At 64.7% G+C, this 25,772-nt stretch carries 23 protein-coding genes; 6 read left to right on the forward strand and 17 right to left on the reverse strand.

What is annotated here, in order from left to right; genetic code table 11:
- Positions 1-14: 14 nt before the first annotated feature.
- The 3 genes from BSY17_RS07410 to BSY17_RS07420 are packed head-to-tail and all read right to left on the reverse strand — an operon-like array spanning position 15 to position 2,794.
- Complete coding sequence (locus BSY17_RS07410; RefSeq protein WP_069065030.1) at positions 15-1,178, reverse strand: acyl-CoA dehydrogenase family protein; 1,164 nt, start codon at positions 1,176-1,178, stop codon at positions 15-17.
- A gap of 18 nt (positions 1,179-1,196) precedes the next feature.
- Complete coding sequence (locus BSY17_RS07415; protein WP_069065031.1) at positions 1,197-1,724, reverse strand: VOC family protein; 528 nt, start codon at positions 1,722-1,724, stop codon at positions 1,197-1,199.
- Positions 1,724-2,794, reverse strand: a complete 1,071-nt coding sequence (locus BSY17_RS07420) for a phosphotransferase (protein ID WP_069065032.1) — start codon at positions 2,792-2,794, stop codon at positions 1,724-1,726. The genes BSY17_RS07415 and BSY17_RS07420 overlap by 1 nt, the downstream gene beginning before the upstream one ends.
- Positions 2,795-3,006: 212 nt before the next feature.
- Here BSY17_RS07420 and BSY17_RS07425 point away from each other — a divergent pair, with 212 nt between their 5' ends.
- Positions 3,007-5,283, forward strand: a complete 2,277-nt coding sequence (locus BSY17_RS07425) for a TonB-dependent receptor (RefSeq protein WP_037476083.1) — start codon at positions 3,007-3,009, stop codon at positions 5,281-5,283.
- 136 nt (positions 5,284-5,419) lie between these two features.
- On the opposite strand, the gene BSY17_RS07430 is transcribed toward BSY17_RS07425, so the two are convergent.
- Together BSY17_RS07430 and BSY17_RS07435 are read right to left on the reverse strand one after the other, a co-directional pair.
- Positions 5,420-6,838, reverse strand: coding sequence for an aromatic ring-hydroxylating oxygenase subunit alpha (locus BSY17_RS07430; RefSeq protein ID WP_037478560.1), 1,419 nt, complete (start codon positions 6,836-6,838; stop codon positions 5,420-5,422).
- A 90-nt stretch (positions 6,839-6,928) separates the two neighbouring features.
- Entirely contained in the window at positions 6,929-7,696 is a 768-nt protein-coding gene (locus BSY17_RS07435) for an SDR family NAD(P)-dependent oxidoreductase (RefSeq protein ID WP_443019494.1), read from the reverse strand.
- A gap of 193 nt (positions 7,697-7,889) precedes the next feature.
- Here BSY17_RS07435 and BSY17_RS07440 point away from each other — a divergent pair, with 193 nt between their 5' ends.
- Positions 7,890-9,068 (forward strand): aromatic ring-hydroxylating oxygenase subunit alpha, encoded by a 1,179-nt coding sequence (locus BSY17_RS07440; protein WP_069065033.1) that lies wholly within the window; start codon positions 7,890-7,892, stop codon positions 9,066-9,068.
- A 145-nt stretch (positions 9,069-9,213) separates the two neighbouring features.
- Here the strand turns inward: BSY17_RS07440 and BSY17_RS07445 are convergent, their stop codons facing one another.
- The 4 genes from BSY17_RS07445 to BSY17_RS07460 all read right to left on the reverse strand — a co-directional run bounded on the left by BSY17_RS07445 (position 9,214) and on the right by BSY17_RS07460 (position 13,208).
- Positions 9,214-10,245, reverse strand: coding sequence for an NADP-dependent oxidoreductase (locus BSY17_RS07445; protein WP_069065034.1), 1,032 nt, complete (start codon positions 10,243-10,245; stop codon positions 9,214-9,216).
- A 342-nt stretch (positions 10,246-10,587) separates the two neighbouring features.
- A complete protein-coding gene (locus BSY17_RS07450) occupies positions 10,588-11,931 on the reverse strand; it encodes an SPOR domain-containing protein (RefSeq protein ID WP_069065035.1) in 1,344 nt (447 codons plus the stop codon).
- Positions 11,932-11,946: 15 nt separating this feature from the next.
- Positions 11,947-12,474 carry a hypothetical protein gene (locus BSY17_RS07455; RefSeq protein WP_069065036.1) on the reverse strand — a complete coding sequence of 176 codons (528 nt, stop codon included), beginning with the start codon at positions 12,472-12,474 and terminating at the stop codon, positions 11,947-11,949.
- Between the two features lie 14 nt (positions 12,475-12,488).
- Entirely contained in the window at positions 12,489-13,208 is a 720-nt protein-coding gene (locus BSY17_RS07460; RefSeq protein WP_069066846.1) for a ParA family protein, read from the reverse strand.
- Positions 13,209-13,409: 201 nt separating this feature from the next.
- On the opposite strand from BSY17_RS07460, the gene BSY17_RS07465 reads away from it, so the two are divergent.
- The gene (locus BSY17_RS07465; protein WP_069065037.1) at positions 13,410-14,432 is read left to right on the forward strand and encodes an SPOR domain-containing protein; all 1,023 of its coding nucleotides are present in this window, start codon (positions 13,410-13,412) and stop codon (positions 14,430-14,432) included.
- 84 nt (positions 14,433-14,516) lie between these two features.
- Here the strand turns inward: BSY17_RS07465 and gcvA are convergent, their stop codons facing one another.
- Positions 14,517-15,410: a transcriptional regulator GcvA gene (gene gcvA, locus BSY17_RS07470; RefSeq protein ID WP_069065038.1), complete on the reverse strand. Its 894-nt coding sequence runs from the start codon at positions 15,408-15,410 to the stop codon at positions 14,517-14,519.
- Between the two features lie 87 nt (positions 15,411-15,497).
- Between gcvA and BSY17_RS07475 the strand changes: the two genes are divergently transcribed.
- Together BSY17_RS07475 and astD are read left to right on the forward strand one after the other, a co-directional pair.
- A complete protein-coding gene (locus tag BSY17_RS07475) occupies positions 15,498-16,514 on the forward strand; it encodes a 2-oxoadipate dioxygenase/decarboxylase family protein (RefSeq protein WP_069065039.1) in 1,017 nt (338 codons plus the stop codon).
- On the forward strand, positions 16,511-17,917 hold the full coding sequence (astD, locus tag BSY17_RS07480; RefSeq protein ID WP_069065040.1) for a succinylglutamate-semialdehyde dehydrogenase: 1,407 nt from the start codon (positions 16,511-16,513) through the stop codon (positions 17,915-17,917). Before BSY17_RS07475 ends, astD begins: the two co-directional genes overlap by 4 nt.
- 25 nt (positions 17,918-17,942) lie before the next feature.
- Here astD and BSY17_RS07485 read toward each other — a convergent pair whose 3' ends face one another.
- The 5 genes from BSY17_RS07485 to BSY17_RS07505 form a co-directional block, all read right to left on the reverse strand.
- On the reverse strand, positions 17,943-18,323 hold the full coding sequence (locus BSY17_RS07485) for a VOC family protein (RefSeq protein ID WP_069065041.1): 381 nt from the start codon (positions 18,321-18,323) through the stop codon (positions 17,943-17,945).
- A 416-nt stretch (positions 18,324-18,739) separates the two neighbouring features.
- Positions 18,740-18,952 (reverse strand): DUF2093 domain-containing protein, encoded by a 213-nt coding sequence (locus BSY17_RS07490; protein WP_069065042.1) that lies wholly within the window; start codon positions 18,950-18,952, stop codon positions 18,740-18,742.
- Positions 18,952-20,355: an NAD(P)H-dependent flavin oxidoreductase gene (locus BSY17_RS07495; RefSeq protein WP_069066847.1), complete on the reverse strand. Its 1,404-nt coding sequence runs from the start codon at positions 20,353-20,355 to the stop codon at positions 18,952-18,954. Before BSY17_RS07495 ends, BSY17_RS07490 begins: the two co-directional genes overlap by 1 nt.
- 93 nt (positions 20,356-20,448) lie before the next feature.
- Entirely contained in the window at positions 20,449-21,579 is a 1,131-nt protein-coding gene (locus tag BSY17_RS07500) for a glycosyltransferase (RefSeq protein WP_069065043.1), read from the reverse strand.
- Positions 21,572-22,441, reverse strand: a complete 870-nt coding sequence (locus tag BSY17_RS07505) for an alpha/beta fold hydrolase (protein ID WP_069065044.1) — start codon at positions 22,439-22,441, stop codon at positions 21,572-21,574. The genes BSY17_RS07500 and BSY17_RS07505 overlap by 8 nt, the downstream gene beginning before the upstream one ends.
- 37 nt (positions 22,442-22,478) lie before the next feature.
- Here BSY17_RS07505 and BSY17_RS07510 point away from each other — a divergent pair, with 37 nt between their 5' ends.
- Entirely contained in the window at positions 22,479-23,876 is a 1,398-nt protein-coding gene (locus BSY17_RS07510; RefSeq protein ID WP_069065045.1) for a protein adenylyltransferase SelO family protein, read from the forward strand.
- Here BSY17_RS07510 and BSY17_RS07515 read toward each other — a convergent pair.
- Positions 23,873-25,129 (reverse strand): M24 family metallopeptidase, encoded by a 1,257-nt coding sequence (locus tag BSY17_RS07515; protein WP_069065046.1) that lies wholly within the window; start codon positions 25,127-25,129, stop codon positions 23,873-23,875. The genes BSY17_RS07510 and BSY17_RS07515 overlap by 4 nt on opposite strands.
- Positions 25,116-25,742 (reverse strand): glutathione S-transferase family protein, encoded by a 627-nt coding sequence (locus tag BSY17_RS07520; protein WP_069065047.1) that lies wholly within the window; start codon positions 25,740-25,742, stop codon positions 25,116-25,118. The genes BSY17_RS07515 and BSY17_RS07520 overlap by 14 nt, the downstream gene beginning before the upstream one ends.
- Positions 25,743-25,772 lie beyond the last annotated feature (30 nt).

Raw genomic sequence — 25,772 nt, forward strand, 5'->3', positions numbered from 1 at the left:
TCTGCGCTGTGGGTTCAGGCCTTGTCGCGGTGGTCGCGCTTGATCTTCTTTGCCAGGCTCCATTTATGGACTTCGGTCGGCCCGTCATAAATGCGGAAGGCGCGGACCTCGCGGAAGATCTGCTCGACGATCGTGTCGCCGGTGACGCCCGTCCCGCCCATCACCTGCACGCATTTGTCGGCGATCCGCATCAACGTCTCGGACACCGCGACCTTCGCCATCGAGCTTTCTACGGTGCCCAGCGATCCGCCGTCCAGCACGCTGGCGCACCAATCGATCATCAATTCGCTTTGCTGAATGTCGATCCAATTTTCCGCCAGCATGAAGCCGACGCCCTCATGATCGACAAGCGGCTTGCCAAATGCCATCCGGCGGCAGGCATAGTCCGCCGCAATCTCCTGCGCGCGGATGCACCCGCCCAGCCAGCGCATGCAGTGCGACAGCCGCGCGGGCGACAGGCGGATTTGCGCATATTTGAACCCCTCGCCGCTCTGCCCCAACATCTGGTCGGCGGGCACGCGCAGATTGTCGATCGTCACGATCGCATGGCCGCCTGGCATCGAACTGTCGATCGTGTCCAGCACCCGCTCGATGCGGATCGCGGGATCGGGCAGGTCCACCAGGAACATGCACGCGCCGTCATCGGACTTGGCCATGACGATCCCGACCATCGCCCCCTGCGCCCCGGTGATGAACGCCTTGCGCCCGTTGATCACCCAATGATTGCCATCGGGCACGCAGGTCGTCTGCATCATCGACGGGTCCGACCCCGCCCCGCCATCGGCCGCCGGCTCGGTCATGAAGAAAGCGGAACGGCCTCGGCCTTCCAGCAAGGGCTTAAGGAAATGCGCCTTTTGCTCCGCCGTGCCGACCTTGCCCAGCAGATACATATTGCCCTCGTCCGGGGCCATGGTGTTGCAGGCGAGCGGCCCCAGCGGCGACAGGCCGGACTTGATCAGCACGGTTGCCGTCTCGCGCTGGGTCAAGTGCGATCCGTCGGGCAGGACATGGGGCGTCAGCACGCCCGCCGCCCGCGCCTTCTCGCGCAATTCCATCACCAGCTCGTCGCTCGGCCCGTGAAAGCCGCAGCGCGGATCGCCTTCATATGGCGCGACGACGGTACGGACGAATGCCTCGACCCGATCGGCTATTTCCTGCGCGCGCGGCGTACTGAACATGGCTTCTATCCTCTTGGATCAGTTGAACTGGATCGGGCGCAGCGGGTCGGTCCCGTCGAAATCCTGCGCGGCCCGCGCCACCATGGCGTAAAAATCGGTCAGCTGCGGCACCGGCGCATAGAGTTCGGTCATATGTCCCTGCGCCGCGACCGTATCGACAAAGGCGAAGACGAAACCGTCATTCATCTCCGCCCGGCAGGCGAGATCATGGCCCGCCCCCGCGAAGTCCGTGATCGCTACATCCACATCATCGACGAACAGCGCGACATGGTGCAGCCCCTGCGCCCCGGGCTGCGCGAACATGTCGCGAAAGGCGGATGGCCCTTCCCCATTTTGCTGCACGAATTCGATCATGATATCGCCCCACTGGCCATAGGCGGAGCTATGGTCGAGCGGCCGCTCCACCCCGCGATGCACGCAGCGCCGCAGCGGGATGTGATCGGCGATGAAATAAGGGCCGGACCCATGGAGCCGATGATGCGCCAATGCGGCAAGGCGCACGTCCGGCACGAAATAGGCCAATTGCCGGATCTCCAGCCGGTTCATCAATGGCCTTGTCCCTGCGCCGTCCGCCGCCCGATCGCCGCCAGTTCGGGCAGCGTATCGACCAGCGACTGCGCTTCGGGCGACGATGCCGTGCCCCGCGCCATCCGCCCCTTGATGCCATGGATGATCGCCGCGAACCGAAACATGTTGAAGGCGAGGTAGAAGGGCAGATTATCGATCCCGTCCCGCCCGGTGCGCGCGCAATAGGCCGCGACATAGTCCGCCTGAGACGGAATATTCAGCGCCACCAAGTCCGCACCCTTGAACCCGCCGATGATGTGCGGCGGCAGGTGATACATCATCAGATGATAGGTGAAGTCCGCCAGCGGATGGCCGAGCGTCGATAACTCCCAATCCAGCACCGCCAATATGCGCGGCTCGGTGGGATGCCAGATCATATTGTCGGCGCGGAAATCGCCATGGACGATGGTCGTCTCGTCACCGGCGGGAATCTGCCCCGGCAACCAGTCGGCCAGCCAGTCCATATCCTCGTTCCGCCCCGCCGCTTCATCCTCGCGATATTGCCGCGACCAGCGCGCAATCTGCCGCGCGAAATAGCTGCCCGGCTTGCCATAGTCGCCAAGGCCGATCGCCTGAGGATCGATCCCGTGCAACTGCGCGATCGCCGCGTTCATCGCGTCGAAATAGGCGGGCCGTTCCTGCGGACTCAGCGCAGGCAAAGTAGAATCCCAGAAGATGCGCCCCTCCACCATGTCCATGACATAGAAGGGCGTGCCGATGACCCCGGCATCCTCGCACAGGCCATGGACCGGGGCGACCGGAAAGCCGGCCTGCCCCAGCGCCGCCAGCACCCGATATTCCCGCTCCACAGCATGGGCACCAGGTAATAGCGTGCCGGGGGGCTTGCGCCGCAGCACATAGGCGCGGGTCGGCGTCACCAGTCGATAGGTCGGGTTGGACTGGCCGCCCTTAAACTGTTCGACCGACAGCGGCCCGGCATAGCCAGCGACATGGGCGTGCATCCACGCATCGAGCGCCGCGACGTCGAACCCATGGCCAGCGCGCACCGCGCCGGTCCCTCCGAATCGCTCCTGCCGGTCCTCGCTCACGGCCTCATCCTCTCCTGCGCTGCCTCTTCCCCGCCGCAATGGGGCGTCGGGCCGGGCTTGTCCCCTCTCCTTTGTTTCAGGTGCGCGCCCGACCTCTCTAAAATCGCAGTTAGCAAGACCCAGGAAATAGCGCATCCCGAACGATGAAACGAAGCCGCACCAAGCAGGCCATTCGTCAAGCGCCTTAAAGAACGCACAATAGGGGAGAGTATATGCAAAGGAAGCCTTTGGTCCGTCCAGTCATGCTGGCATTGGGCAGCACGCTGCTGTGGGCCATGCCCGCCATGGCGCAGGATCAGACCGCCCAGCCCCAGGCCGATGCCCAGGCGATCGATCCCAACGCCATCATCGTCACCGCGCGCCGCCGCGAAGAAAGTCTGCAGGACACGCCGGTCGCGATCACCGCGGTCAACGCCGCCATGCTGGAAAACAAGGCGGCGGTGAATATCGGCGACCTGACAGGCGGCGTCCCCAACCTGCTGATCACCAACCAAAATTCGGGCGCGGCCGCCGCGAACCTCGCCATCCGTGGCCTGACCTATGCCGACGTCGAAAAATCGCAGGAACCGACCGTCGGCGTCGTTGTCGATGGCGTGTTCATCGGCACCAGCACCGGGCAATTCTTCGACTTTTTCGACATCGAGCAGATCGAAGTGCTGCGCGGCCCGCAGGGCACGCTGTTCGGCCGCAACACGATCGGCGGCGTCATCAACATCCGTCGCACCCGCCCGACCGGGGAGTTCGGTGCCAAAATGGAAGTCTCCTACGGCAAGTTCAACACGCTTGCGACCCGCGCCGTGGTCAACGCGCCCTTGTCCAGTGACGGCAGCATCGGTGCCAAACTCTTCTATTTCCATAATGAAACCGACGGCTGGTATCGTCAGGGGCAGACCGGCGAGCGCCGGGGTTTCGGCAATAATGAGAATTTCGGCGGATCAATCCTGTTCGCGCCGAAGGATAGCGGTTTCGATGCCCTCTTCACGCTCGAAAAGCAGGTGCAGAAGGCCGATCCCGTTGTCGCCAGCCTGACCCAGACCGGCGAAGTCTTTTGCGGCCTGATCCCGGCCAATGAATGCAACCGCAACAACACGACCGACCTGTACACCGTGTTCGGCCTGCCCAACGAAACCAACTATTCCGCGCCCGCCGCGACGCTGGAAATGAATTATGATGCGGGCGACGTCAAACTCACCTCCGTCACTGGCTGGCGCGATTCGCGTGAGAACCAGACGCAGGATTTCGACGGTTCCTCGACCGACCTCTATTATGTCCGGCGCTTGCAGAATTATGAGCAGTGGAGCCAGGAATTGCGCGCCGCTGGCAAGTTCAGCGACAGTTTCGACTATGTCGTAGGGCTGTTCTATTTCAGCTCCGAATATCGCTTGACCCAGTATAGCCGCGTCTTCGGCTTCGCCCCGACTGTCCCTCCTGAAATCTTCGACACCAACCCCCAGGTCGTGAACGGCAAGACCAAGTCCGTCGCCGTCTTCGGCGATTTCAACTGGGCCTTTGCCGACCAATGGCGCCTGTCCTTCGGCGGTCGCTTCACCCGCGACAAAAAGTCGCTCGACAATAGTTTCGGCGGCATCGAAATCGGCCGTGGCACCGACACGTTCAAGAAATTCACGCCCAAGGTCGGCGTCGATTTCCGCCCGAACGACGATGTCATGTTTTATGGCAGCTGGTCGCAAGGCTACCGGTCCGGCGGCTTTTCGCCCCGCGCGGGAACGGCCGCCAGCGCCGGTATCGCCTATCAACCCGAAGTGGTCGACAGCTTCGAAGTCGGCGGCAAGTTCGACCTGTTCGACCGCAAGCTGCAGTTCAACGTCGCGGCCTTCTATTCCAGCTACAAGGATCTGCACCAGAACAACACGCTCAATTGCCCAAGCTGCGCCACCGGAAACGAGACGATCACATCGAATGTCGGGTCGGCCAAGATCAAGGGCCTGGAGTTCGACTTCACTGCCCGTCCGACGTCGCAACTGACGATCACCGGCTCGATGGGCCTGCTCGATTCCAAGTTCAAGGGCTTCATCGTCGGCGGTATCTCGCCCGTGTCGGGCGCCGTCGTACCCTATGACTATTCGCGCAACGACCTCATCTACAATCCGAACATGACCGCGTCGTTGGCGGCCGACTACACGATGCCCACCAGCTTTGGCGAAATCATCGCGAATTTGAGCTATCGCTATATCGGCCGCTATGATCAGCAAATTTCATTGGGGCCAATCTCCGGCGACCTCACCAACGGGCCGATCATCGTCAACGGCAACGATCCGCGCGTGCGGACCGACAAGCAGGGACTGGTGGATGCGAGCGTGACCACCAAGTTCGAACTGGGCGGCACCGAAGCGCGCCTGACCCTGTTCGGCCGCAACCTCGCCAATGATCGTGGTCCAACCCACGGCTTCACCGTCGGCGGCCTGTGGTCCTTCGGCACGGCGCGCGAACCGCGCACCTATGGCGCGACGCTGGGCGTCAAATTCTGATCGCCGAAACAGTCTGAAAAGCCAAAGGCCGGGGCGCAATCCCCGGCCTTTCTTTTTGGCAGCCTCTCGCCCCCAGGCACAAAAAAGGGGCGTTGGAGCCATAGCCCCGACGCCCCATCAACCGATCAACCCGACGTTACAGATCGCCGTTGATATATTTCATGATCGTATTCTGGAACTGACGGATCTGGATTTCCTGATAATTGGCCAGTTGCACCTTATCGTTCAGCGACGCCTTCAGGCCCGTCTGCACATGCGGCAGATTTTCCATATCCTGCTCGAACACATCGCCCAAAATGCCCAGTTCCGGCGCTTCGGTCCATTTCTGATCGACCGACAGGAATTTCATCGGCGGCGCCTTGGGATGCGCCTGCCCCGGCGGAACGCGGGTCAGGACACGCACTTCCATCAGGCAATGATCGACATCGTGCCAGGGCCGCCAGCGATAGACGATATTGGGCTGGAACCCGGCCCAAGGGCTGAAATTGGGAAAGACGTTGTAGAGCAGCGCATCCATCATCTCCGCGTCGGACGCGAAGCTGACATCATGGCCGAACATGGCGGTGGTGGTATCGCGCAGCGAAGCGCCCAGCGCCGCGCGCGCCGAAACGCCCTCTGGCACCTTGACATTATAGCCGCCAGCCGCCGCTTCCTTATCCTCATAATTGTCGGACGACCGGCCATTATATTTGACGAACTCATCGACGATCCACTGTTCCGCCTTGTCGGTCGGATCGACATGGGGCGACATGGTGCCGAACGGCGTCACCGTCAGGTTCACATAGTCGCCATAGATATTGTACATCGAATTGGCGTCGCCGGTGAACGGCAGCAATTGCGGATGGGTGACGACGGTGTGCCAGCTTTCCATGAAAGCCTCCATCACCACCTTCCAGTTAGCGGGCACCACCTTGCCCACCCACATGGCCGTCGCGCATTCCTCCTGCCGCCAGCGCTTGAAATGCTCCGGCATGGGCGCGAGAAACGCGTCGAGCGTCGGCCCGTCCGCCGCTTCGCGAATGAAGATATAGCCCGCCCAGCGCCCGACGCTGATTTCCGGCAGGGACATCTCCTCATCTTTCAGGTGCGAGAAGTCCCAGCGGCACGGAATCTGCTTGATCGACCCGTCATTATTCCAGGTGAAGCCATGGAAGGGGCATTGCAGTTCGGCCGACCAGCCATCGCCGGTCTTGAGCTTGCGCCCGCGATGCAGGCAGACATTGGCAAAGGCCCGAACCGAACCATCTTCCTGCCGGATCAGCAGGAAGGATTTGCCGACATTCTCATAGACGACATGGTCGCCCGGCTCCGGCAATTCCTCCTCGCGCGCCGCGAACTGCCAGGTGCGCGGCCACATCTTCTGCTTTTCCAGCTCGAAAAATTCAGGGCTGGTATAGCGGCTCGCCGGAATCGGGTCCGACCCCAGATTTTCATATTCGTCCGTGTAGAGAAATTCCGGCACCGGATTGGTGTCCGCCAGCATCAGGTCGCGGACACTCGTGCCGGGGCAACGCGGCAGCGGTGCGCCTTTGATCCGGGGATCGCTTTCAGCCATCACTCTCTCTCCTAAATTCTCGCCCGCCCGGCTGCGCCGCACAAGCGGCGCGCCGAATCCTTGGTCGCTTGTTCAAATATAGCGACGCGATCACTGCGCGACCATCCCCCCATCGACGACAAATTCGCATCCGGTGATGTAGCGCGCATCGTCCGACGCCAAGAAGGCGACCATCGACCCGATGTCGGCGGGTTCGCCCATGCGACCCATCGGGATGGTCGCGACGATCTGGTCGAATATCTCCTTGTTATCGGCGATCGCCACCTGCTGCATGTCGGTCCAGATCATGCCGGGATGCACCGTGTTCACGCGGATATTGTCGCGCGCGGTTTCCAGCGCGACCGACTTGGAAAATAGCCGCACCCCGCCTTTACTCGCTGCATAGGCAGCGGTGCCCTGCACGCCCACCAGGCCCGCGATCGAAGACAGGTTGACGATCGACCCGCCATGTCCCTGCGCCCGCATCTGGTCGACGGCGACCTTGGTGCCCAGATACACGCTGTCGAGATTGACCGAAATCTGCTTGTGCCAGTCAGCCGAGGTCATCTCGCTCATCGGCCGCAACACGGCGATACCGGCATTATTGACCAATATATCGATCTTGCCGAAGGCGGCGATCACTGCCTCGATCACCTTGGTCCAGACCGCTTCGTCGGTCACATCCTGCGCCATCGCCTGCGCGGCAAAGCCCTGCGCGCGCAATTCCTCGGCCCGCGCATCGACCGCCGCGCCATCCAGGTCGGTCAGGAACAGGCTCGCCCCCTGGCCCGCCATCTTGAGCGCGGCCGCAAAGCCCAAACCATTGGCGGATGCCGCTCCGGTCACCAATGCCACTTTGCCGTTGAGGTCGATCATCATGCGCCAGCTATCCTCTTGTCGAACTGTTTGGGGCGCAGACTGGCCATTATGGCGCATCGTGCAACTAGCGCTAGTCAGAGTCCCCGCCGCGCCGTGCCGCCCTACCTATCACCTTACCGAGTTCCGGCAGGACAGCGCACACGCTATGCTGCACGCCAAAGCCAATCGGCTATGCCATGAGAGAGGGTTTGCAATGGGCTATCATGACGTCATCGGCCAGGAAGCCGAAAAGATGCTCGAATATGTCGAGACGGGCACCACCCACAGCGCCGCCGACACGATGGAAGTGCCCGCCACCGCCTATACCGACCCCGCCTATTTCGAGCGGGAGAAGGCGGAAATCTTCATGAAACTGCCGCTGCTCGCCGCGCTTACCGCCGAAATGCCCAATCCGGGCGATTACAAGGCGATGGAGTTGCTCGGCAAACCCGTCCTCATCACGCGCAAGAGCGACGGCACGGTCGCGGCGATGCTGAACGTCTGCACCCATCGCGGCATGATCCTCAAGCCCGAAGGCCATGGCAATGCCAAGCGCTTTTCCTGCCCCTATCATGCCTGGACCTACAGCAATGACGGCAAGCTGATCGGCGTCGCCGAACCGCAGAAGTTCGGCCCCATCTGCAAGGAAGAACGCAACCTCACCGCCTTGCCCGTCGCCGAAGCGGGCGGCATCATCTGGATCTGCCTGACGCCGGGGCTGGAGTTCGACATCGCCGCGCATCTCGGCGGCATGCTTGATGACCTCAATGCCTATGGCCTTGGCGACTGGCATTATTGCGGGTCGCGCCGCATCCATGGCCCCAATTGGAAGATCGCCTATGACGGCTATCTGGAGGGCTATCATTTCGCCGCCGCGCACCCCACCACCATCCATCCGCGCACCTTCAGCAACATCATGCACTTCACCGCCTTCGGGCCGCATATGCGCGTCGGCTATCCCCAGGTGCGGATCAAGGAAGCGCTGGGCGCGATCCCGCGTGCCGACTGGGGCGAGCATGAGAATGAAGGCTATGACTTCGTCCGCACCATCTTCCCCAACATCTCCATCTTCTTCGCGCCCGAAATCACCCAGGTCGCCCAGCTCATCCCCGGCGACACGCCCGGCAGCAACATCACCAACCTGATGTTCATCCGCCGTGAACCGCCCAAGGACGAAGCGGACGCCGCCGCGATCGAAGGCATGATGAACTGGCTGCGCGACGTCGTGAATGACGAGGATTATGGCGTCGGCCTGCAGGTGCAAAAGGGGCTGGAATCAGGCGCGGTAAAATCGGTCATCTTCGGCCGCAACGAGCGCGGCAACCAATATTTCCACAATTATGTCGACTATCTCCAGCGCGCCGACCCGGACGAAAGCCCGCCGGAATTGTGAGGCGGAGGGGGAGCGGTAGGACAGCATCCCCTCCCCGTTCGCCCTGAGCCTGTCGAAGGGCCCTTCTTAAAGAGAAGTATAGGGCTTCGACAAGCTCAGCCCGAACGGACTGGAAGCAAGTCCGAACGGGCCACGTATCCCCACCCTACAGCGTCGTCACGCCCTCGTTCAGCCGCACCACCGTCTTGCCCGTGGTCACGCCCGACATCAGGTTGATGAAGGCACTCGGCGCATTTTCGATGCCCGTGGTGACATTCTCCTGCGCGATCAGCGCGCCCGATCGGATCCATTCGCCCAATTGCGCCTCGGCCTCTTCCAGCATGTCGAGATGCTCATAGGCCAGGAACCCGCGCATCGTCACCCGGTTGACCAACACCTGCCACAGGTTGCGGATCGGATAGGGTTCGTCATGATTATTATAATTGGCCATCATGCCGCAGGTCACGATCCGCCCGAACGCCGCCATGTTGGGCAGCATCGTGTCGAGGATCAGCCCGCCGACATTGTCGAAATAGACATTCACCCCGTCCGGGCAGGCCGCCTTGATCGCAGCGTCCAGGTCCGGCTCGGCGCGATAGTCGATCGCCGCGTCGATCCCGAACGTGCCCGTCACCAGGTCCGCCTTGTCCTTCGATCCGACGATGCCGACCGACCGGCAGCCCGACAGCTTGGCGACCTGGCATCCCACGCTGCCGACCGCACCCGCCGCCGCGCTCATGACGACCGTGTCGCCCGCCTGCATCTCGCCGATCCGCTTCAAACCCACATAGGCGGTGATGCCCGACCAGCCGAGCGCCCCCATATAGGCGGTCAGCGGCACGCTGGGGTCGACATGGACATTTTCGATCGCGAAATTGCCGGGGTTCAGGATCGAATATTCCTCCCACCCGACAAAGCCCCGGCCATAATCGCCTTCCTTGAAACCCGGATTGCGCGACTGGATCACCCGGCCCAGCACCATGGTCGGAATGATGCCGCCGATCGGCGTCGCGGGCAGATAGCTGTCGTCGCGATCATCCAGCATCCCGCGCACCGCCGGATCGATGGCGAACACCTCGTTCTGGATCAGGATTTCGCCCTCTTCCAGTTCGCGCACCTGCCCTTCGACAAGGCGAAAATTCTCCGGCACGGGCACGCCATGCGGGCGCGAGGCAAGGACGATCTGGCGGTTCAGCAAGGCGGTTCTCCAGCTTGGGCGCGCGTTGGGCGCGTCTTTGACTCCGCTATGCCCCGCCCCACCCCAACGCGACACTGGCGAAATGCACAGCTGCCCTGAGGGCAGAATCCTCCCCTGGCAGGGGAGGTGGCTGGCCGTAGGCCAGACGGAGGGGTGTCGCCCCATCGATAGGGTGACACACCTCCACCGGCTTCGCCGGTCCCCCTCCCCTTACAGGGGAGGATTTTGACGTGGGCGACGCCTACACGCTGCTCAAATTGCAAACCCGATCCTTAAAAGAAAGCGCGCGAAGCCGGGTGGCTTCGCGCGCTCCAGGGAGTCGCGCTATGGGAGAGGGGGAGATCAGCGCGAAGCGTATTGGCGGCCCTTGCTGGCGACGGCCCAGCGTTGCGGCGTTGCGCCCGGCGCGGCTTCGCGCACGAAACACTGGCCGCGACGCGACTGCACGATGCGGCAGGCGCTCATGGCGTCGGCGCGGCTGGCAAAGCCGCTGATCGCCAGGCGGTGGAAGGTCTTGCCCTTGACGGTCGCCTGGCTGGTCAGCACGGGGAAGGCCGACAACATCATGTTGCCACCTGCCATCTGCATCCATTTTTCCTTGGCGATGCCCGCGCTGTCATAGGCACCCAGCTGGACCACCCAATTGCTGGCACCATTGGCGACGGGCTTGATGAAGGCGACCTGCTGCATCCGCGCGGCAGGGGCCGAAGTGGCGGCGGGCTGCGCCTTGGCGCGGGACTTGGGCGCGATCCGCTTACCCGACCGATCCTCGATGATGAAGTCGCGGACAGCGACCCGTACAGGCTTGGGGCTGGCTTTGATGACCGGAGCCGTCTCGACCACGGGCGCGGGCGCAGCCTCGGCGACCTGCACCGGTGCCTGCGCCTCGACGACCGGCATCGGATCAGCTTGCGCCATTTCCACGGGCGCAGCCGCGGCGGACGGTGCCGACAATGCCAGCGCCACCGGTTGCCCCCTATCATTGGGATCGATCGTCACGCCCATCAGCGCCGCGACGCGCATCGGCGCGAGCGAAGGCTCCGCAATCTGCGCCCAGTCGGAAATCCGCTTGTTCGCGGCCAACGGTTCCATATCCATGCCCGCGACCATGCGCGCATCCTTCCAGCGCCCGACCAGCGCATAGGCATAGGCCAGGTTCTGGCGCGTCCGCGCCGTCGCCGAAGGATCATGGATGGCTTGCGACAATATCCGCACGCCTTCCTGCGGGTCGCCAGCCATCGCCATAGCCAAGCCATAGTCACCGGCCGGAACCGTAGAGGCGTTCGTCACCAACAGGTTGCGCGCGGCATCCGACCGACCCTGCGCCACTTGCACCAGCGCCAGGCTGACGATCGTGCCGACGTCACCATTGCCCAGCGTCATCGCATCGCTCAACGCCGCTTCCGCCGAGGCAAAGCGCCCCGCCTGCACATAGGCGCGGCCCAGAAGCTGGCGATAGGCGCCATTGTCGGGCGCGAGTTGCACGGCGGCTTCGGCGGCGGCAACCGCCTTGGTCGCGTCGCGTGATGCCAGCGCCTTTTCCGCGATGGCGGCCTGCTTGGCGGGATCGCCCTTGGGCAAACCGACTGAGGCCGAGGGACGGAATGCCGCCCCGGTACAGCCCACCATCGTCGTGGCGACGAGCAGCGATGCGATCGCCGCCTTGCCGAATGTCGTGCGCTTCATATGCCTACCCACCTTCTATGCCTTGTCGCCGCGCATCTGCGGCAGCTGCTGAGTCAGCCGGTCGATTTCCGGCAACGTGTCGATGAAGTCATCGAGCGCCTGCGTAACAATCTGTTGCGCCGACCGTCCTGTGACGGCGCAGGCAAGGCGCAGTTTCAAATGGCGTTCAGCCTCCAGCCGCAGCGTGAAGGCGGCCTTGCGGCTCGGTGCCAGTGCGGGTGCCGGTGTCGGCACGGCCTTCTTGCGCGACGCAGGCGCGGATTTGATCCGTTCGGCCAGTTCCTCGCGCGCCAGCACGACCGGCGGCACAGCCAAGGGCGTCGTCATCGGCGTCAGGCCGATCGCGACCGGCGGTTCTTCGAGAGGCGTCGGCACCGGCTCCACATCGAAGCCCATGTCGTTCCAGCCCAGATCATCCTGCGGCACCGCATTGCCGACGGTGCGACCAAAGCCCATCATCGGGCGGCGCATCGCGGGTTGCGCAGCGCCCTTGCGCGCAAGCAGGCCCGACGTCAGCGATGCGAGCGGTTTGGGTTCGGCCATGACGCCTGCCTCCCTTACTGGCCGATCACGCGGCGGCCGAAGCCCCCGCCGGTCGGGCGAGCCGCGACGGTGCCGACGCTGCCCTGGGGCACGGAAAAGACCGTGCGGCGGAAATTCTTTTCCAGCCGGTCCGAGACATAGGACCATAGCTGAACCACCTCGGCGGCGGAGCGCCCCTTGGGGTCGACCTCCATCACGGTGCGTCCATCGATCATCGACGCGGCGAAATCGGTGCGGTGATGCAACGTCACCGGCGCGACCGTGCCATGCTGCGACAGGGCGACGGCGGCTTCGGATGTGATGCGCGCCCTGGGCGTCGCGGCATTGACGACGAAGAGCAGCGGCTTGCCCGCCCGCTCGCACAGATCAACGGTCGCGCCCACGGCACGCAGGTCATGCGGGCTGGGGCGGGTCGGCACGACGATCAGTTCGGCGACGGAAATCACGCTCTGGATCGCCATGGTGATGGCGGGCGGCGTGTCGATGACGGCCAGCTTGAAGCCCTGTTGGCGCAATGTCTCCAGGTCAGCGGCCAGTCGCGCCACCGTGGTCTGGGCAAAGGCCGGATATTCCGCCTGGCGCTCGTTCCACCAGTCGGCGAGCGAACCCTGCGGATCGATGTCGATCAGCACGACGGGACCGGCGCCTGCCATCTGCGCCTGCACGGCCAGATGACCCGACAAGGTGGTCTTGCCCGATCCGCCTTTCTGCGACGCCAATGCCAAAATCCGCAACGAATATCCCCCCAGAAAATCCAGTTCCGGTCGGGACTGCCACAACTGCACCTAAAAATTGGTTAACCCACGCGCGACTTTGCTTGGGGCGAGGACTGGTCCAGCCAAGTCCCACTCGATCCTGCGTCTCTTATGCTAACGTGAATTTAACCTTGTTTGCGCATCACCAGCGCAAAGCTGTTCGCGCAGGAGCATGGGACTATGACGTATCTTTGGAAAAGCATGGCGCTGGGATGCCTGATCGGCTTGGCCGCGCCAGCGATGGCCGACGTCAAAGCGGGCGTCGATGCCTGGCAGCAGGGCGACTATGCCAAGGCGATCGCTGAGTGGCGGCCGCTGGCGCTCGCGGGCGATCCCGATGCGCAATTCAACATGGGCCAGGCCTATAAGCTGGGTCGCGGCGTACAGCCCGACCTCACGGCCGCGCTCGACTGGTATCGCAAGGCCAGCGCCCAGGGCCATTTGCGCGCCGAGGATAATCTGGGCCTGCTGATGTTCCAGCAGGGCGATCGCGCGAACGCCATGCCCTTCCTCCAGCGCGCGTCGATGCGCGGCGAACCGCGCGCGCAATATATCGTCGGCACGACCCTCTTCAACGGCGACCTGATCGGCAAGGATTGGGTGCGCGCCTATGCATTGATGACCCGCGCGTCGGCATCGGGCCTGCCGCAGGCGGCGACCAGCTTGACCGAGATGGACAAGTTCATCCCCGAAGATCAGCGCAAGCAAGGCCTGGCACTGGCCGCCAGCCTGGAGAAGTCGGAAAAGACGGGTGCGCTCGCCGCCGCGAGTCCTGCCCCGACCAAGCCCGCGCCGATACGGTCCGCCACCTCGGCGGTGCGGACGACGGAACTGCCGCCCTCGAACATCAACCAGCCTGCCCCGGTTGCCACGCCGCCGGCGCCCCGCCCTGCACCCAAGCCTGCGCCGCAGGTTGCGGTCGCCAAACCCGCGCCGCGCCCGGCACCGGCCATCCCCGCCCCCGCCGCGTCGGGCGGCTGGCGCGTCCAATTGGGCGCGTTCAGCGAAGATGGCCGCGCCCGCGCGCTGTGGAACCAGATGACCGGCAAGGTCAGCGGCCTGTCCGCCTATCAGCCCTATCTGGTCAAGGCCGGCACCGTCACCCGCCTCCAGGCCGGCCCCATCGCCAGCAGCAGCGACGCCGCGCGCCTGTGCGCGAAGATCAAGGCCGCCGGTGCGGACTGCATGCCCAAGAAGATGTAACCCCGCGCCTTACTCGACCTGTTCCCCGGCGAAGGCCGGGGAACAGCATCCATGGATCATCCTCACGCACGTTAGCCCTGCGCTTTACCCCACCTGCGCCAGCATCCACGCCCGAAACTGCGCGACGGCGGGATTGGCCAGCGCATCGGACGGATAGGCCAGATAATAGGCCCGCTCGCTCGACAGCGGACGGGCAAAGGGGATGACCAGCGTGCCCGCCTCCAGTTCCGGCTGGATCAGGAAGCTGGGGATCAGCGCCACCCCGGCCCCGGCGGCGGCGGCCTGTGCCAGCATCAGGAAATGCTCGAACGTCGGGCCGGGTTGCAGCGCGTCGGCATCCACCCCCGCCGCCGCGAACCAGCGCGGCCAGGCATCGCGCCGCGAACTTTGGCTGAGCAGCGGCGCATCCAGCAGGTCGGCGGGCGCGCGCAATGGATGCGCCGCCAGCCAGCCCGGCGCGCAGACCGGCACGACATCCTCGCGAAACAGAAAATCCATCACGACGCCCGGCCATTCCTGCGGCAGGCCGAAATGGATCGCCGCGTCGAAATCCTCCTGCGCAAAATCGAACGGCTCGGAGCGCGCCGCGAAATCCACAACCAGTTGCGGATGGCGGGCGCTGAGATGGGGCAGGCGCGGCGCGAGCCAGCGCATTCCGAAACTGGGCAACGTCGCGATCCGCAACGCCGATCCCGCCCGCCGCTGCGCCGCCGCGCGGGTCGCGCGCCGGATGCCGTCGAGCGCAGGCGCGAGTTGTACGGCATAGGCGCGCCCCGCTTCATTGAGCCGCACCCGCCGCCCGATCCGGTCGAACAGCGGCCGCTGGACCCTCTCCTCCAGCAAGGCGATCTGCCGACTGACCGCGCTCTGCGTAAGGCCGATCTCGTCGCCTGCGCGCGAGAAACTCTCATGCCGCGCCGCCGCCTCGAAACTGGCCAGCGCGGTCATCGGCGGCAGCCATTTGCGCCCCTCACTCATTCCAAAATCGCATCAACTGATGAAGGCTCCCCGTTTGCATCACCCATCCTATCCTGCGATACTGCGCCTGTCACCGGGAGCCTATCCATGTCGAATGAGAATATGCCTGTCATTGCCGCCCTGACCAAAGCCGTGCTGGGCGATATGGACGGCCAAAAGGCGCTCGATGCGCTGCACATCGCCCCTGCCCTGCTGGCCGAGCGCGGCCCCACCGTGACGCGCGCCGCCTTCGCGATGGCTATGACCGTTTCGCTGTTCGATAATCTGTTGCGGCGCGTGCCGAGCGGTGCGGCTTATGTCGCCGACATGCTGGCGCAGGGCCGCCGGATCAGTTTCGACCATGGCGCATTGCGCACCATCCGCCTGCCCGATGGCCCCACCGGCGCGTTGCCGGGCGGCGAGGACGCCTTCGCCCGCATCTTCGTGCCGCTCGGCTATCGCATGGCCACTATCTACCCGCTCGACCGGCTGAAGATGACCGGCCGCGCCTACACCCATGCCGACCATCCCGACGCCATCCCGCAATTCTTCCTGTCCGAACTGCATGTCGATCGCTTCGATGCCGACTTTGCCGACGCCGCAGTCCGTGTGTTCGGCACTTCGCGCGATCCGCTCGATGCACAGGCGCTGGCGGTGCTGGACGATTTTGCGGCGGGCCGGTCCGTGTCGTTCGCCGACGCCGTGGCGGCGCTGCCCACCATCCTCTCGGCCTTCGACCGTCAGCATGACGCGCCCGATTTTGCCGACTATCAATTGCTGCTGTCGCGCTCCAACGAAGCCGCCTGGATCGCGACGGAGGGCAATGCCTTCAATCACGCGACCGACCGGGTCGCCGATGTCGCTGCCCTGGCCGACCGGCTGCGGGCGGATGACCATCCGATCAAGGATCGCCTGGAAATCTCCGCCACCGGCCGCGTGCGCCAGACCGCGCTGCGCGCCGATAGCGTCGAGCGCCGCTTTGCCGATGGCCAGCTACGCGCCGTCCCCGGCTCCTTCTTCGAGTTCATCAGCCGCGACATCGACCCAGCGACAGGTCAACTCGACCTCGCCTTCGACACCGGCAACGCCACCGGCATTTTCGCCATGACGCGCGCAGGAGCATGACCGCCATGTTGCAATCCTTCGATCCCGCCTCTCGCGCTCTGGTCTGGGAAGGCCCAGTCGCCGACGCCGCCGCCTGCCATGGCGCGATCGCCGCCGCTCGCGCCGCCCTGCCCGCCTGGCGCGCGCTGCCCGTGGAGGATCGCATCGCCGTGGTGCGCCGTTATGCCGCCATCCTGGCCGAACGGCGCGCCGCGCTCGCCGAACTCATCTCGCGCGAAACCGGCAAGCTCTTGTGGGAAAGCGACGCCGAAATCGGGTCGATGATCGCCAAGGTCGATGTCTCGATCGCCGCCCATGCCGAACGCACCGGCGAGCGTGCCGCCACCATGCCCTTTGGCCGCGCGGTGCTGCGTCATCGCGGCCATGGCGTGATGGCGGTGCTTGGCCCCTATAATTTCCCCGGCCATCTGCCCAACGGCCATATCGTCCCCGCCCTGATCGCGGGCAATGCGATCGTCTTCAAGCCATCGGAAATCACCCCCGCCACCGGCGCGGCGATGGCCGATGCCTGGGCCGCTGCGGGCCTGCCGGACGGCTTGCTGACCGTCGTTCAGGGCGGGCGCGCCACCGGCGAGGCGCTGGTCGCGGAGGACATTGACGGATTGCTCTTCACCGGATCGGCAGGCGCTGGCGCGGCCCTGCGCCGCGCGCTGGTCGATCGACCCCATGTCATCATGGCGTTGGAACTGGGCGGCAATAATCCGCTAATCGCCTGGGACAGCCCGGACGCCGCCGCCTCGATCATCGTCAATTCCGCTTTCATCACCACCGGCCAGCGCTGCTCCTGCGCCCGGCGCCTGATCGTGCCCGAAGGCGCGACCGGCGATGCGATCGTCGAGGCGGTCGATGCCATGGCCGCGCGCTTGCCGATCGCCGCCTGGAATGAAGCGGGCGACGCTTTCATGGGGCCGCTGGTGTCGGACGCGGCCGCCGCCGGTGCCCATCGCGCGGTCAGCGACCTGATCGCGCGCGGCGCGCGGGCCATCCGTCCGTTCGGCGGGGTGGAGGGCCGCAGCGCGGCCTTCGTCACCCCCGCTTTGCTCGACGTGACCGGCGTGGACACGCCCGATGCGGAGATTTTCGCGCCCGTCCTGTCGATCGTCCGCGTGCCCGACTTCGATGCCGCCATCCGCGCCACCAACGCGACCAGCTTCGGCCTGTCGGCGGGGCTGATTGCGCAGGATGACCGGCTATGGCAGCGGATGGTGGAGGAAAGCCGCGCGGGCGTCCTCAACCGCAACCGTCCGACCACGGGCGCGGCGGGCAATATGCCCTTTGGCGGCCTTGGCGCATCGGGCAATCACCGCCCCAGCGCCTATTATGCCGCCGATTATTGCGCCTATCCCATCGCCAGTTTCGAGGCGGAAGCGGTGCAGGCGGTCCCAGTGACCGGCCTGTCCTGAACCGCCACGACAAGCCCAGGCGCAATCAGCCGATGCGGTGCATACCGCATAATTTATTACCGGCGGGATCGCGCAGATAGGCGAGGTATAATTTGCCAAAAGGGCTCTCACGGACGCCCGGCGGATCCTCGCAGGCCGTGCCGCCCGCCGCGACCCCCGCCGCATGCCAAGCGTCCGCCTGTTCGGGCGAGGCCATGGTGAAACCGATCGTGCCGCCATTGGCCGAACAGGCCGGGGCACCGTCGATCGGCTTTGTCACCATGAATAATGCGCCGTCATGCATATATACGACGCGGCCCTTTGGGTCGATCATGCCCGGCTTGGCCCCCAGCACTGCCATGGTCGCATCATAAAAGGCTTTCGATGCCTCGATATCATTGGCACCGACCATGATGTGGCTGAACATTGCGTCTCCTGTCCTATTTGGCGTGTGCCGCTATATAGGCGCGCGACGCTCTCGATCCGACTTACCCGAAAGGGCAGGCAGACACAGGCGCGCTGCATCGGTAGCTAGGCGTGACCGGTTTTGCAGCGATCCGCTGGATCAGAAGATCGTGTTGTAGAGGAACCAGCCCATGATGAGCAGGCTGGACACGATACAGATACGATCACCGAAGACGTCAATACGAGACATCGAAACACATCCTTCCACTTGCCGGGCGCTCTGCGTCGCCTCTGGGGAAAGATTACATCAGTTTTTACCGTATCGGAACAGGAAAGTTGCGGCCAACCGCCCTATCGGCGGGGTGAACCAACATTCCGCCCCTCTTGACGTCATTTGGTAGCGGTCCCATCCGGCCGCACCCGCCAGCTTGCGGAAACCTACTGGAAATCCGGCCCGCGATGTTTCAGGAAAGCGCGAGTCGCTTCCTCCGGCCCGCGATAGGCTTCCTGAAACTCCGCGCTCCAATATTTCAGCTCGTCCAGGTCGATCCGCGCGCCCGACACGGCGCAGACCACGAACTGGCCCGGCCGTTCGACGTCGAAATGCGGCGTGTCGTAACGCAGCACGGCCAGGCCCTGAATATCCGCCATCAATCGCCCGTCAGGATACGGTCGACCAGCTGCTTGACGGTCGGCACGAAGCCATTGGAGTAGAAGGGATCCTGCTTGAACTTATAGGCGCCATGGCCGGCGAAGACGAGATTCTTGTCCAGGTCGCCGCCATGCACCGCTTCCTGCAACGCCTTCTGGATGCAGAAGCTGCGCGGGTCGGCCAGCCGCCCGGTCGAATTGGTCTCGCTGTCCATCCAGGACGAGAAGGAGCAATGGCTCAGGCACCCCATGCAGTCGGTCTGATCTTTGCGGATCATCGACTTTTCGCTGTCGCCGACGAACACCAGCGTATTGTCCGGCGTCTTGAGCGCGGCGGTAAAGCCCTGCCCCACCCATTCGCGCGCACGATTGAGGTCGCCCAGCGTCACCCAGAAATTCTTGCCTTTGACGCCCACGTCCAGCTGATGAGTATGGTCGCCCGCCTGTTCGGTGCTGAACGGGATTTGCCGTTCCGACCGGGCTTCCAGCTCGCGCAGGAACGGGTTGCGTACCGCTGAACTGTAAAAGCCGGTCGGCGAGAATTTGTGCAACAAGATATCGCCGGGGTTTAGCTGGGTCAGGAGATCCTTCCATTCCTGCGGGATCGGGCTTTCCTGCGTCAGCAGCGGGCGCGTGCCAAACTGGAAAGCGATCGTCCCCAATTCAGGATTGTCGATCCAGTCGTTCCAGTCCTTGAGCGCCCAGACGCCGCCGGCCATCACGATCGGCACCTCGTCCGAAATGCCGCCTTCGCGCATCGTATCGCGCAGCGCCTTGACGCGCGGATAGGGGTCTTGCGGCACTTTGGGATCTTCGGCGTTGGACAGGCCATTATGACCACCCGCCAGCCAGGGATCTTCATAGACCACCGCCGCCAGCCATTCCGACGCCTTGGAGTATGACCGCTTCCACAGCGCGCGAAACGCGCGGCCGGACGACACGATCGGCAGATAGCTGACACCGTAGGACGCGGCGATTTCGGACAGTTTGTAGGGCATGCCCGCGCCGCAGGTCACGCCCGCGACCATCCCCTTGGTCTTTTCCAGCACGCCATGCAGGATGCGCTGCGCTCCGCCCATTTCCCACAACACGTTGATGTTGATCGCGCCCCGGCCATCGGCAATCTCATAGGCGCGCTTGACCTGCTCGACCGCGCCGTCGATCGCATAGGCGACCAATTCCTCATGGCGATCGCGGCGGGTGCGGCCGTGATAGATTTGGGGGATGACATTGCCGAAACTGTCATAGCTGTCGGCATTGACGGCGGACACCGTGCCGATGCCGCCAGCCGCCGCCCAGGCACCGGAACTCGCATGGTTGGATACCGCAACGCCCTTGCCGCCTTCGACCAGCGGCCAGACTTCGCGGCCACCATAGACGATAGGCTTCAACCCCTTGAACACCAAAATCTCCTGCGACAAAAAGGCCCGGCCGGTCTACCGGGAATATGCGATCCCAACACAGCCCTTACGGCTCCTGACGAATAGGCGCGGCCCTTAAAGCAAAATCCGGGGGCTGGCCAGAGCCTCTCCATATAATGCAGCATAGGCGGCAACCATTGTTTTTTCGGCATAGTCGCGGGTTGCCCGCTCGCGATTGGCGGCCCCCAGGGTAGCCCGCAAATCCGCATCCGCCGCGAGCGCGCCCAGCGCATCGGCCAGCCCCGCTTCGTCGGCCACGACATAGGGCTGGTTCGCCGTCGCGACCATATTGGCCACGTCGCCCACATCCATCGACGCGACCGGCACGCCCGCCGCCATCGCCTCCACCAGCGAGATCGGGAATTGCTCGCTGTCCGACGACAAAGCGAAAATGTCGAACAGCCCGACGAAGCGCCAGGGCCGGTCCATGAAGCCCGCCATACGGATGTCGCCCATCCCCTGCCGCGCCGCCTCGGCGAGAATCGCGTCATGTTCCGGGCCTTCGCCCACCACCACCAATTGTAGCCGGTCCTTGTGCGCGGCGACGGCGCGCACCAGCCGGGGGATATTCTTGACCGGTCGCAGCCCCGCCAGCGTCCCCACCAGCAATTTGCCCGGCGACCGGCGCAGACCGGGAATCGCATCCGGCGCAGGCGGCGGCGCATAGCGCGCCACGTCGATGCCGTTGCGGATCAGATGCACTTTATGCGCGGGCTGTTTCCAGACCGTGCGCGCGATCGTCTCCAACCGCGCCGACGGCACGACCATGCCATGCGCCCGCTGCAGCGCGATACGGCGGAACAGGTTGCGCTTGGTCTTGAGCCGCACGGCTTCGTCGGCGTTGAAGCCATCCTCATGGTGGATCAGCGGCGGCAGGCCCGCCGACGCCCCCGCCAGCCGATGCGCCATCACCGCGTCCATCGACCCCCAATTATAGGTGAGGATCAGATCGAACTGCTTGAGAAAAGCCGTGATGACCCTGTAGCGCGCCAGCCCCGGCTTGCCCGCAAAGGATGGCCCATCGGGGAAATCGACCGCAACGCCGGGATCGATCGCGGCCCGCGCACCCATCGCGTCGGGATCGGCGCTGACGATACTGTGCCACGCCTTGTCGCCCCAAATGTTCATGAGCTGGACGGCGCGCGCCTCCTTGCCGCCCAGATTGAAACTGCCATGGACATGCAGGATATGAGGCCGATCAGCCATGCAGCACCCGCGCCAGCAGCCTATCGATCGCGGCGATGCTCTCCGGCTCGTCCAGCACCGGCGCATGACCGACGCCGGGCACGGTCACCAGTTCCGCCCCCGGCCCGATCTCCGCCGCCATCCGCTGCGCCGTCGCCGCGCCCAGCAGGTCCGACCGCTCGCCGCGCAGCAACAGCGTCGGGATGCCCGAAAACGCCTTCATCACCGGCCACATATCCACCCCCGCCTCGGTGCCCATGGCGCGGATGGGCTCGGCGACCTTCATGTCATAATCCAGCACGATCCGCCCGCCGCTATTGAGCCGATAGAGCCGTTTGGCCATCGCCAGCCAGGCTTGCAGGTCATAGCCGGGATAGACGTCGCCATTGGCATCCGCCAGCGCGCGCGCGGCATGGACCCAGGTCGGATGCGACTGGTTGACGCCGACATAGGTGCGGATGCGCGCCAGCCCCTCTTCCTCCAGCGCTGGCCCGACATCGTTGAGCAACGCGCCCGCCAGCCATTCGCGATGGGTAGCCGCCATCAACATGGTGATGAGGCCGCCCAGCGACGTGCCCACTGCCACGAACCGGGTGATGGCCAGGTCCGCGAGCAACCGGCTGATATCCTGCATATAGGTCAGCGGGACATAGGTCATCGCGTCCTTGGCATAGGCACTTTCGGCGCGCCCGCGCATGTCGGGACAGATGAGCCGCCATTCCCCCGCCAGCCGCTGCGCCAACGGTTCGAAATCGCGCGCATTGCGGGTCAGCCCCGGCAGACAGAGCAAGGGCGGCCGTCCATCGCTGCCCCCGGCATAATCGCGATAATGCAGCCGCAGGCCGTCGGGGGACCACCAATATCCGTCGTTATACACGCTCAAACTTGATCCTTCCGCCTTGCCACCCCCATATCACCTTATGACCCAGACGCCGCAACCCGCCAAATTTCGCCCCGCGCGCCAAATCGACACGCTGATGCCCGACATCGCCGATCCCGTCGGGGCAGCGGACTTCCCCCAGACCATCCTGCGCTATCGCAACGACAGGGCGGCCGCATCGGTGGGCCTCGATGGCCTGACCGACGACCAATGGATCGCCCATTTCGGCCATTTCGAGCCGCTGGACGGATCGCTCCCCCGCCCGCTGGCGCTGCGCTATCACGGCCATCAGTTCCGGCATTACAACCCCGACATTGGCGACGGCCGCGGCTTCCTGTTCGCGCAATTGCGCGACGATGCCGACCGGCTGATGGACCTCGGCACCAAGGGCACCGGGCGGACGCCCCATAGTCGGTCGGGCGACGGGCGGTTGACGCTCAAGGGCGGGGTGCGCGAGATTTTGGCGACCGAAATGCTCGAAGCGCTGGGCGTCTCCACCTCGCGCACTTTCTCGATCATCGAAACCGGCGAAGCACTGGAGCGCAACGACGAACCCTCGCCCACGCGCGGCGCGGCGATGGTGCGCCTGTCCCACTCGCACATCCGCATCGGCACGTTCCAGCGCGCCGCCTTCCATGAAGACCAGCAACTGCTCACCCGCCTGACCGACTATGCGCTGACGCAGCTGTACGGCGAAGCGCCCGGCGACAATCCCCCTGCGCAACTGCTGGGCCGTGTGGTCGAACGCACCGCTGATCTCGCCGCAAGCTATATGATCGCGGGCTTCGTCCATGGCGTCCTCAACAGCGACAATATCAACGTCACCGGCGAAAGTTTCGACTATGGCCCGTGGCGCTTCACCCCTTTGTGGGACGCGGGCTTCACCGCCGCCTATTTCGACCATCAGGGCCTGTACGCTTTTGGTCGGCAGGCCGAGGCGATCCATTGGGACGTCGCCCAACTCGCCGTCTCGCTCCTCGCGCTGGTGGAAGCGGAACCGCTGATCGCGCAGCTTGAGCGCTTCCCCGCCCTCTATGGCCAGGCCATGGCCCGCCGCTTCTGCTGGCGGCTGGGCGTCATCCCCGGCGACGACAGCGACGGCATGATCCAGTCCGCCGTCCGCGCCATGATCACCACCGCCACCCCCATCGACCGCTTCTTCCACGACTGGCGCGGCGGCACCGCACGGATCGGCACCGATTATAGCGACGCCGCCTGGGGCGAATTCCGCGCCGCCATCAGCGGCTTCCGTGCGGTGCCCGGCGCAAAGGACCACGCCTATTGGGCCGACCCACAACCCTGCTCCATGCATATCGAAGAGGTCGAAGCGATCTGGTCCGCCATCGCCGAGAATGATGACTGGGCCCCGCTCCACACCAAGGTCGCCGCGATCCGTCGCATGGGCGAGGCGCATGGTGCTGGACCTGTAACGGACTAGCCGATGGGTTCCTCGATCGATACTGGGGGCTTTGAAAACCACGCCGGACCCTGCGCGGTCATGTGGAAACAATCCTCCATCCGCACGCCCATCGTGCCCGGCAGATACAGACCCGGTTCGTTGGAGAAACACATGCCGACGTCCAGCCGGGTGGTTTCGCCATGGACCAGGTTGACCGGCTCATGGCCCTCCATCCCGATGCCATGGCCCGTGCGGTGGGACAGGCCGGGGAGCGCATAGCCGGGGCCATAGCCACGGCTCTCATAATGCGCCCGCACCGCGTCATCGACGGCCCCTGCGGGCGTGCCGAGTTTGGCGGCGGCGAAGGCGATCGCCTGCCCCTGCGCCACGTCGTTCCAGACGCTGCGCTGTTGGGTGCTGGGCGCAGCGCCATAAACGAAGGTCCGGCTAATATCCGATTGATAGTCCGCCACGGTGCAGCCGCAATCCATCAGCACGACCTCCCCGGCCCGCACCGCCTGCGGTTTGCCGGAGCCATGCGGATAGGCGGCGGCTTCGCCCAGCAGCACAAGGTTGAACTCGGTCTTGCCGCCCAGCGCGGTAGTCGCGGCGGTCATCAGCGCGCCGATATCGGCCGGGGTCATGCCTGCCTTCACTTGGCGATAGGTCCAGCGATAGGCGGCCATGGTGACATCGGCGGCGGTCTGCATCAGCGCGATTTCGGCGGGCGTCTTGCGCATTCGCAGCGCGCGGGTGACCGGGTCGGTCATCAGACGCGCCTGCGGCAGCGCCGCCTTGAGGCCATCGACCGCGAAATAGCGCACCGTCTCCTCGATGCCGATCCGCCCCTTCGCCAGCCCTTTTTCGGTCAGGAAGGCAGCGACCAGCGCGTGGGGACTTTCATGCTCCTGCCACACCCGTACCTCCGCCGGGATGCCAAGCGATTCGTCGATCGAGGGCTTTTCGAAAAAGGGGCAGATGATGAGCGGCGCGCCCGACGCCGGGATCACAAGCGCGGTCAGCCGCTCGCTGCGCCACCAGCGCACGCCGCTATAGTAAATGAGGCTCGCCCCCGGTTCGATCAGCAGCGCGTCGATGCCCTGAGCCTGCATCATCGTCTGCGCGCGGGACAGGCGATCGGCGCGTTCGGCCGGGCCGATGGGCTTAATGCCTTGGGTCAGGGACGTCAGCGCTTCCGCCGCCCGCTCCTGCGCGAACAGGCGCGGGGTGACGGCGGCGGCGATGCCAGCGGCGGCATAGCCGAGCAGGCTGCGGCGATCAGGCGTAAGCATAGGGGCCACCGGCCTGCAACGCGGCCTGGTAGGCGGAACGGGCGTGCATCTCGCTGAGCCAGCGCAGGATATGCGGCCGACTGTCGTTGAGGCCACCGCGCGAGCAGGCCGCTTCCAGCGGGAAACTCATCATCATGTCTGCCGCCGTAAAGGCATCGCCCGCAAAATAGGGGCGGCTCGCCAATTCGCTTTCGATCCAGTCGAGATGATCGTCGAGCATCCCCTGCACCGTCGGCCGCGCCGGACGCCCCAGCAGGCCGAGCTTGCCGATGATGAGCAGCGCCAGCAGCGGTGGCATCAGCGATCCTTCGGCATAATGGAGGAACTGACGGTAACGGATCGCGCCGTCCGCATCAGCGGGCGGGCCGAAGCGATTGGCGGCACGCCCGACCAGATAGTCCATGATCGCGCCGGTTTCGATCAGGCGATGGCCATCCACCTCCACCACCGGCGACCGGCCGAGCGGATGAATCGCACGCAGCGACGAGGGCGCGCGCATCGTCTTGGCGTCGCGTTCATAGCGGCGCACCTCATAAGCCTCGCCCAGTTCCTCCAGCATCCACAGGATGCGTTGCGAGCGGCTGTTGTTGAGGTGGTGGACGATGATGGTCATGACGGCTCCGATGCTGCGTGGCGGTCAGGG

Source organism: Sphingobium sp. RAC03 (assembly GCF_001713415.1).
GTDB lineage: Bacteria > Pseudomonadota > Alphaproteobacteria > Sphingomonadales > Sphingomonadaceae > Sphingobium.

Coding starts and splice junctions, on each gene's coding strand:
- BSY17_RS07430 (WP_037478560.1), bottom strand. CDS start 6,838: ATGGCTGAAAGCGATCCCCGGATCAAAGGCGCACCGCTGCCGCGTTGC.
- BSY17_RS07455 (WP_069065036.1), bottom strand. CDS start 12,474: ATGGCCGAACCCAAACCGCTCGCATCGCTGACGTCGGGCCTGCTTGCG.
- BSY17_RS07520 (WP_069065047.1), bottom strand. CDS start 25,742: ATGACCATCATCGTCCACCACCTCAACAACAGCCGCTCGCAACGCATC.
- gcvA (WP_069065038.1), bottom strand. CDS start 15,410: ATGAGTGAGGGGCGCAAATGGCTGCCGCCGATGACCGCGCTGGCCAGT.
- BSY17_RS07515 (WP_069065046.1), bottom strand. CDS start 25,129: ATGCTTACGCCTGATCGCCGCAGCCTGCTCGGCTATGCCGCCGCTGGC.
- BSY17_RS07475 (WP_069065039.1), top strand. CDS start 15,498: ATGTCGAATGAGAATATGCCTGTCATTGCCGCCCTGACCAAAGCCGTG.
- BSY17_RS07490 (WP_069065042.1), bottom strand. CDS start 18,952: ATGGCGGATATTCAGGGCCTGGCCGTGCTGCGTTACGACACGCCGCAT.
- BSY17_RS07450 (WP_069065035.1), bottom strand. CDS start 11,931: ATGAAGCGCACGACATTCGGCAAGGCGGCGATCGCATCGCTGCTCGTC.
- BSY17_RS07440 (WP_069065033.1), top strand. CDS start 7,890: ATGGGCTATCATGACGTCATCGGCCAGGAAGCCGAAAAGATGCTCGAA.
- BSY17_RS07415 (WP_069065031.1), bottom strand. CDS start 1,724: ATGAACCGGCTGGAGATCCGGCAATTGGCCTATTTCGTGCCGGACGTG.
- BSY17_RS07510 (WP_069065045.1), top strand. CDS start 22,479: ATGACCCAGACGCCGCAACCCGCCAAATTTCGCCCCGCGCGCCAAATC.
- astD (WP_069065040.1), top strand. CDS start 16,511: ATGACCGCCATGTTGCAATCCTTCGATCCCGCCTCTCGCGCTCTGGTC.
- BSY17_RS07485 (WP_069065041.1), bottom strand. CDS start 18,323: ATGTTCAGCCACATCATGGTCGGTGCCAATGATATCGAGGCATCGAAA.
- BSY17_RS07435 (WP_443019494.1), bottom strand. CDS start 7,696: ATGATGATCGACCTCAACGGCAAAGTGGCATTGGTGACCGGAGCGGCA.
- BSY17_RS07465 (WP_069065037.1), top strand. CDS start 13,410: ATGACGTATCTTTGGAAAAGCATGGCGCTGGGATGCCTGATCGGCTTG.
- BSY17_RS07410 (WP_069065030.1), bottom strand. CDS start 1,178: ATGTTCAGTACGCCGCGCGCGCAGGAAATAGCCGATCGGGTCGAGGCA.
- BSY17_RS07500 (WP_069065043.1), bottom strand. CDS start 21,579: ATGGCTGATCGGCCTCATATCCTGCATGTCCATGGCAGTTTCAATCTG.
- BSY17_RS07425 (WP_037476083.1), top strand. CDS start 3,007: ATGCAAAGGAAGCCTTTGGTCCGTCCAGTCATGCTGGCATTGGGCAGC.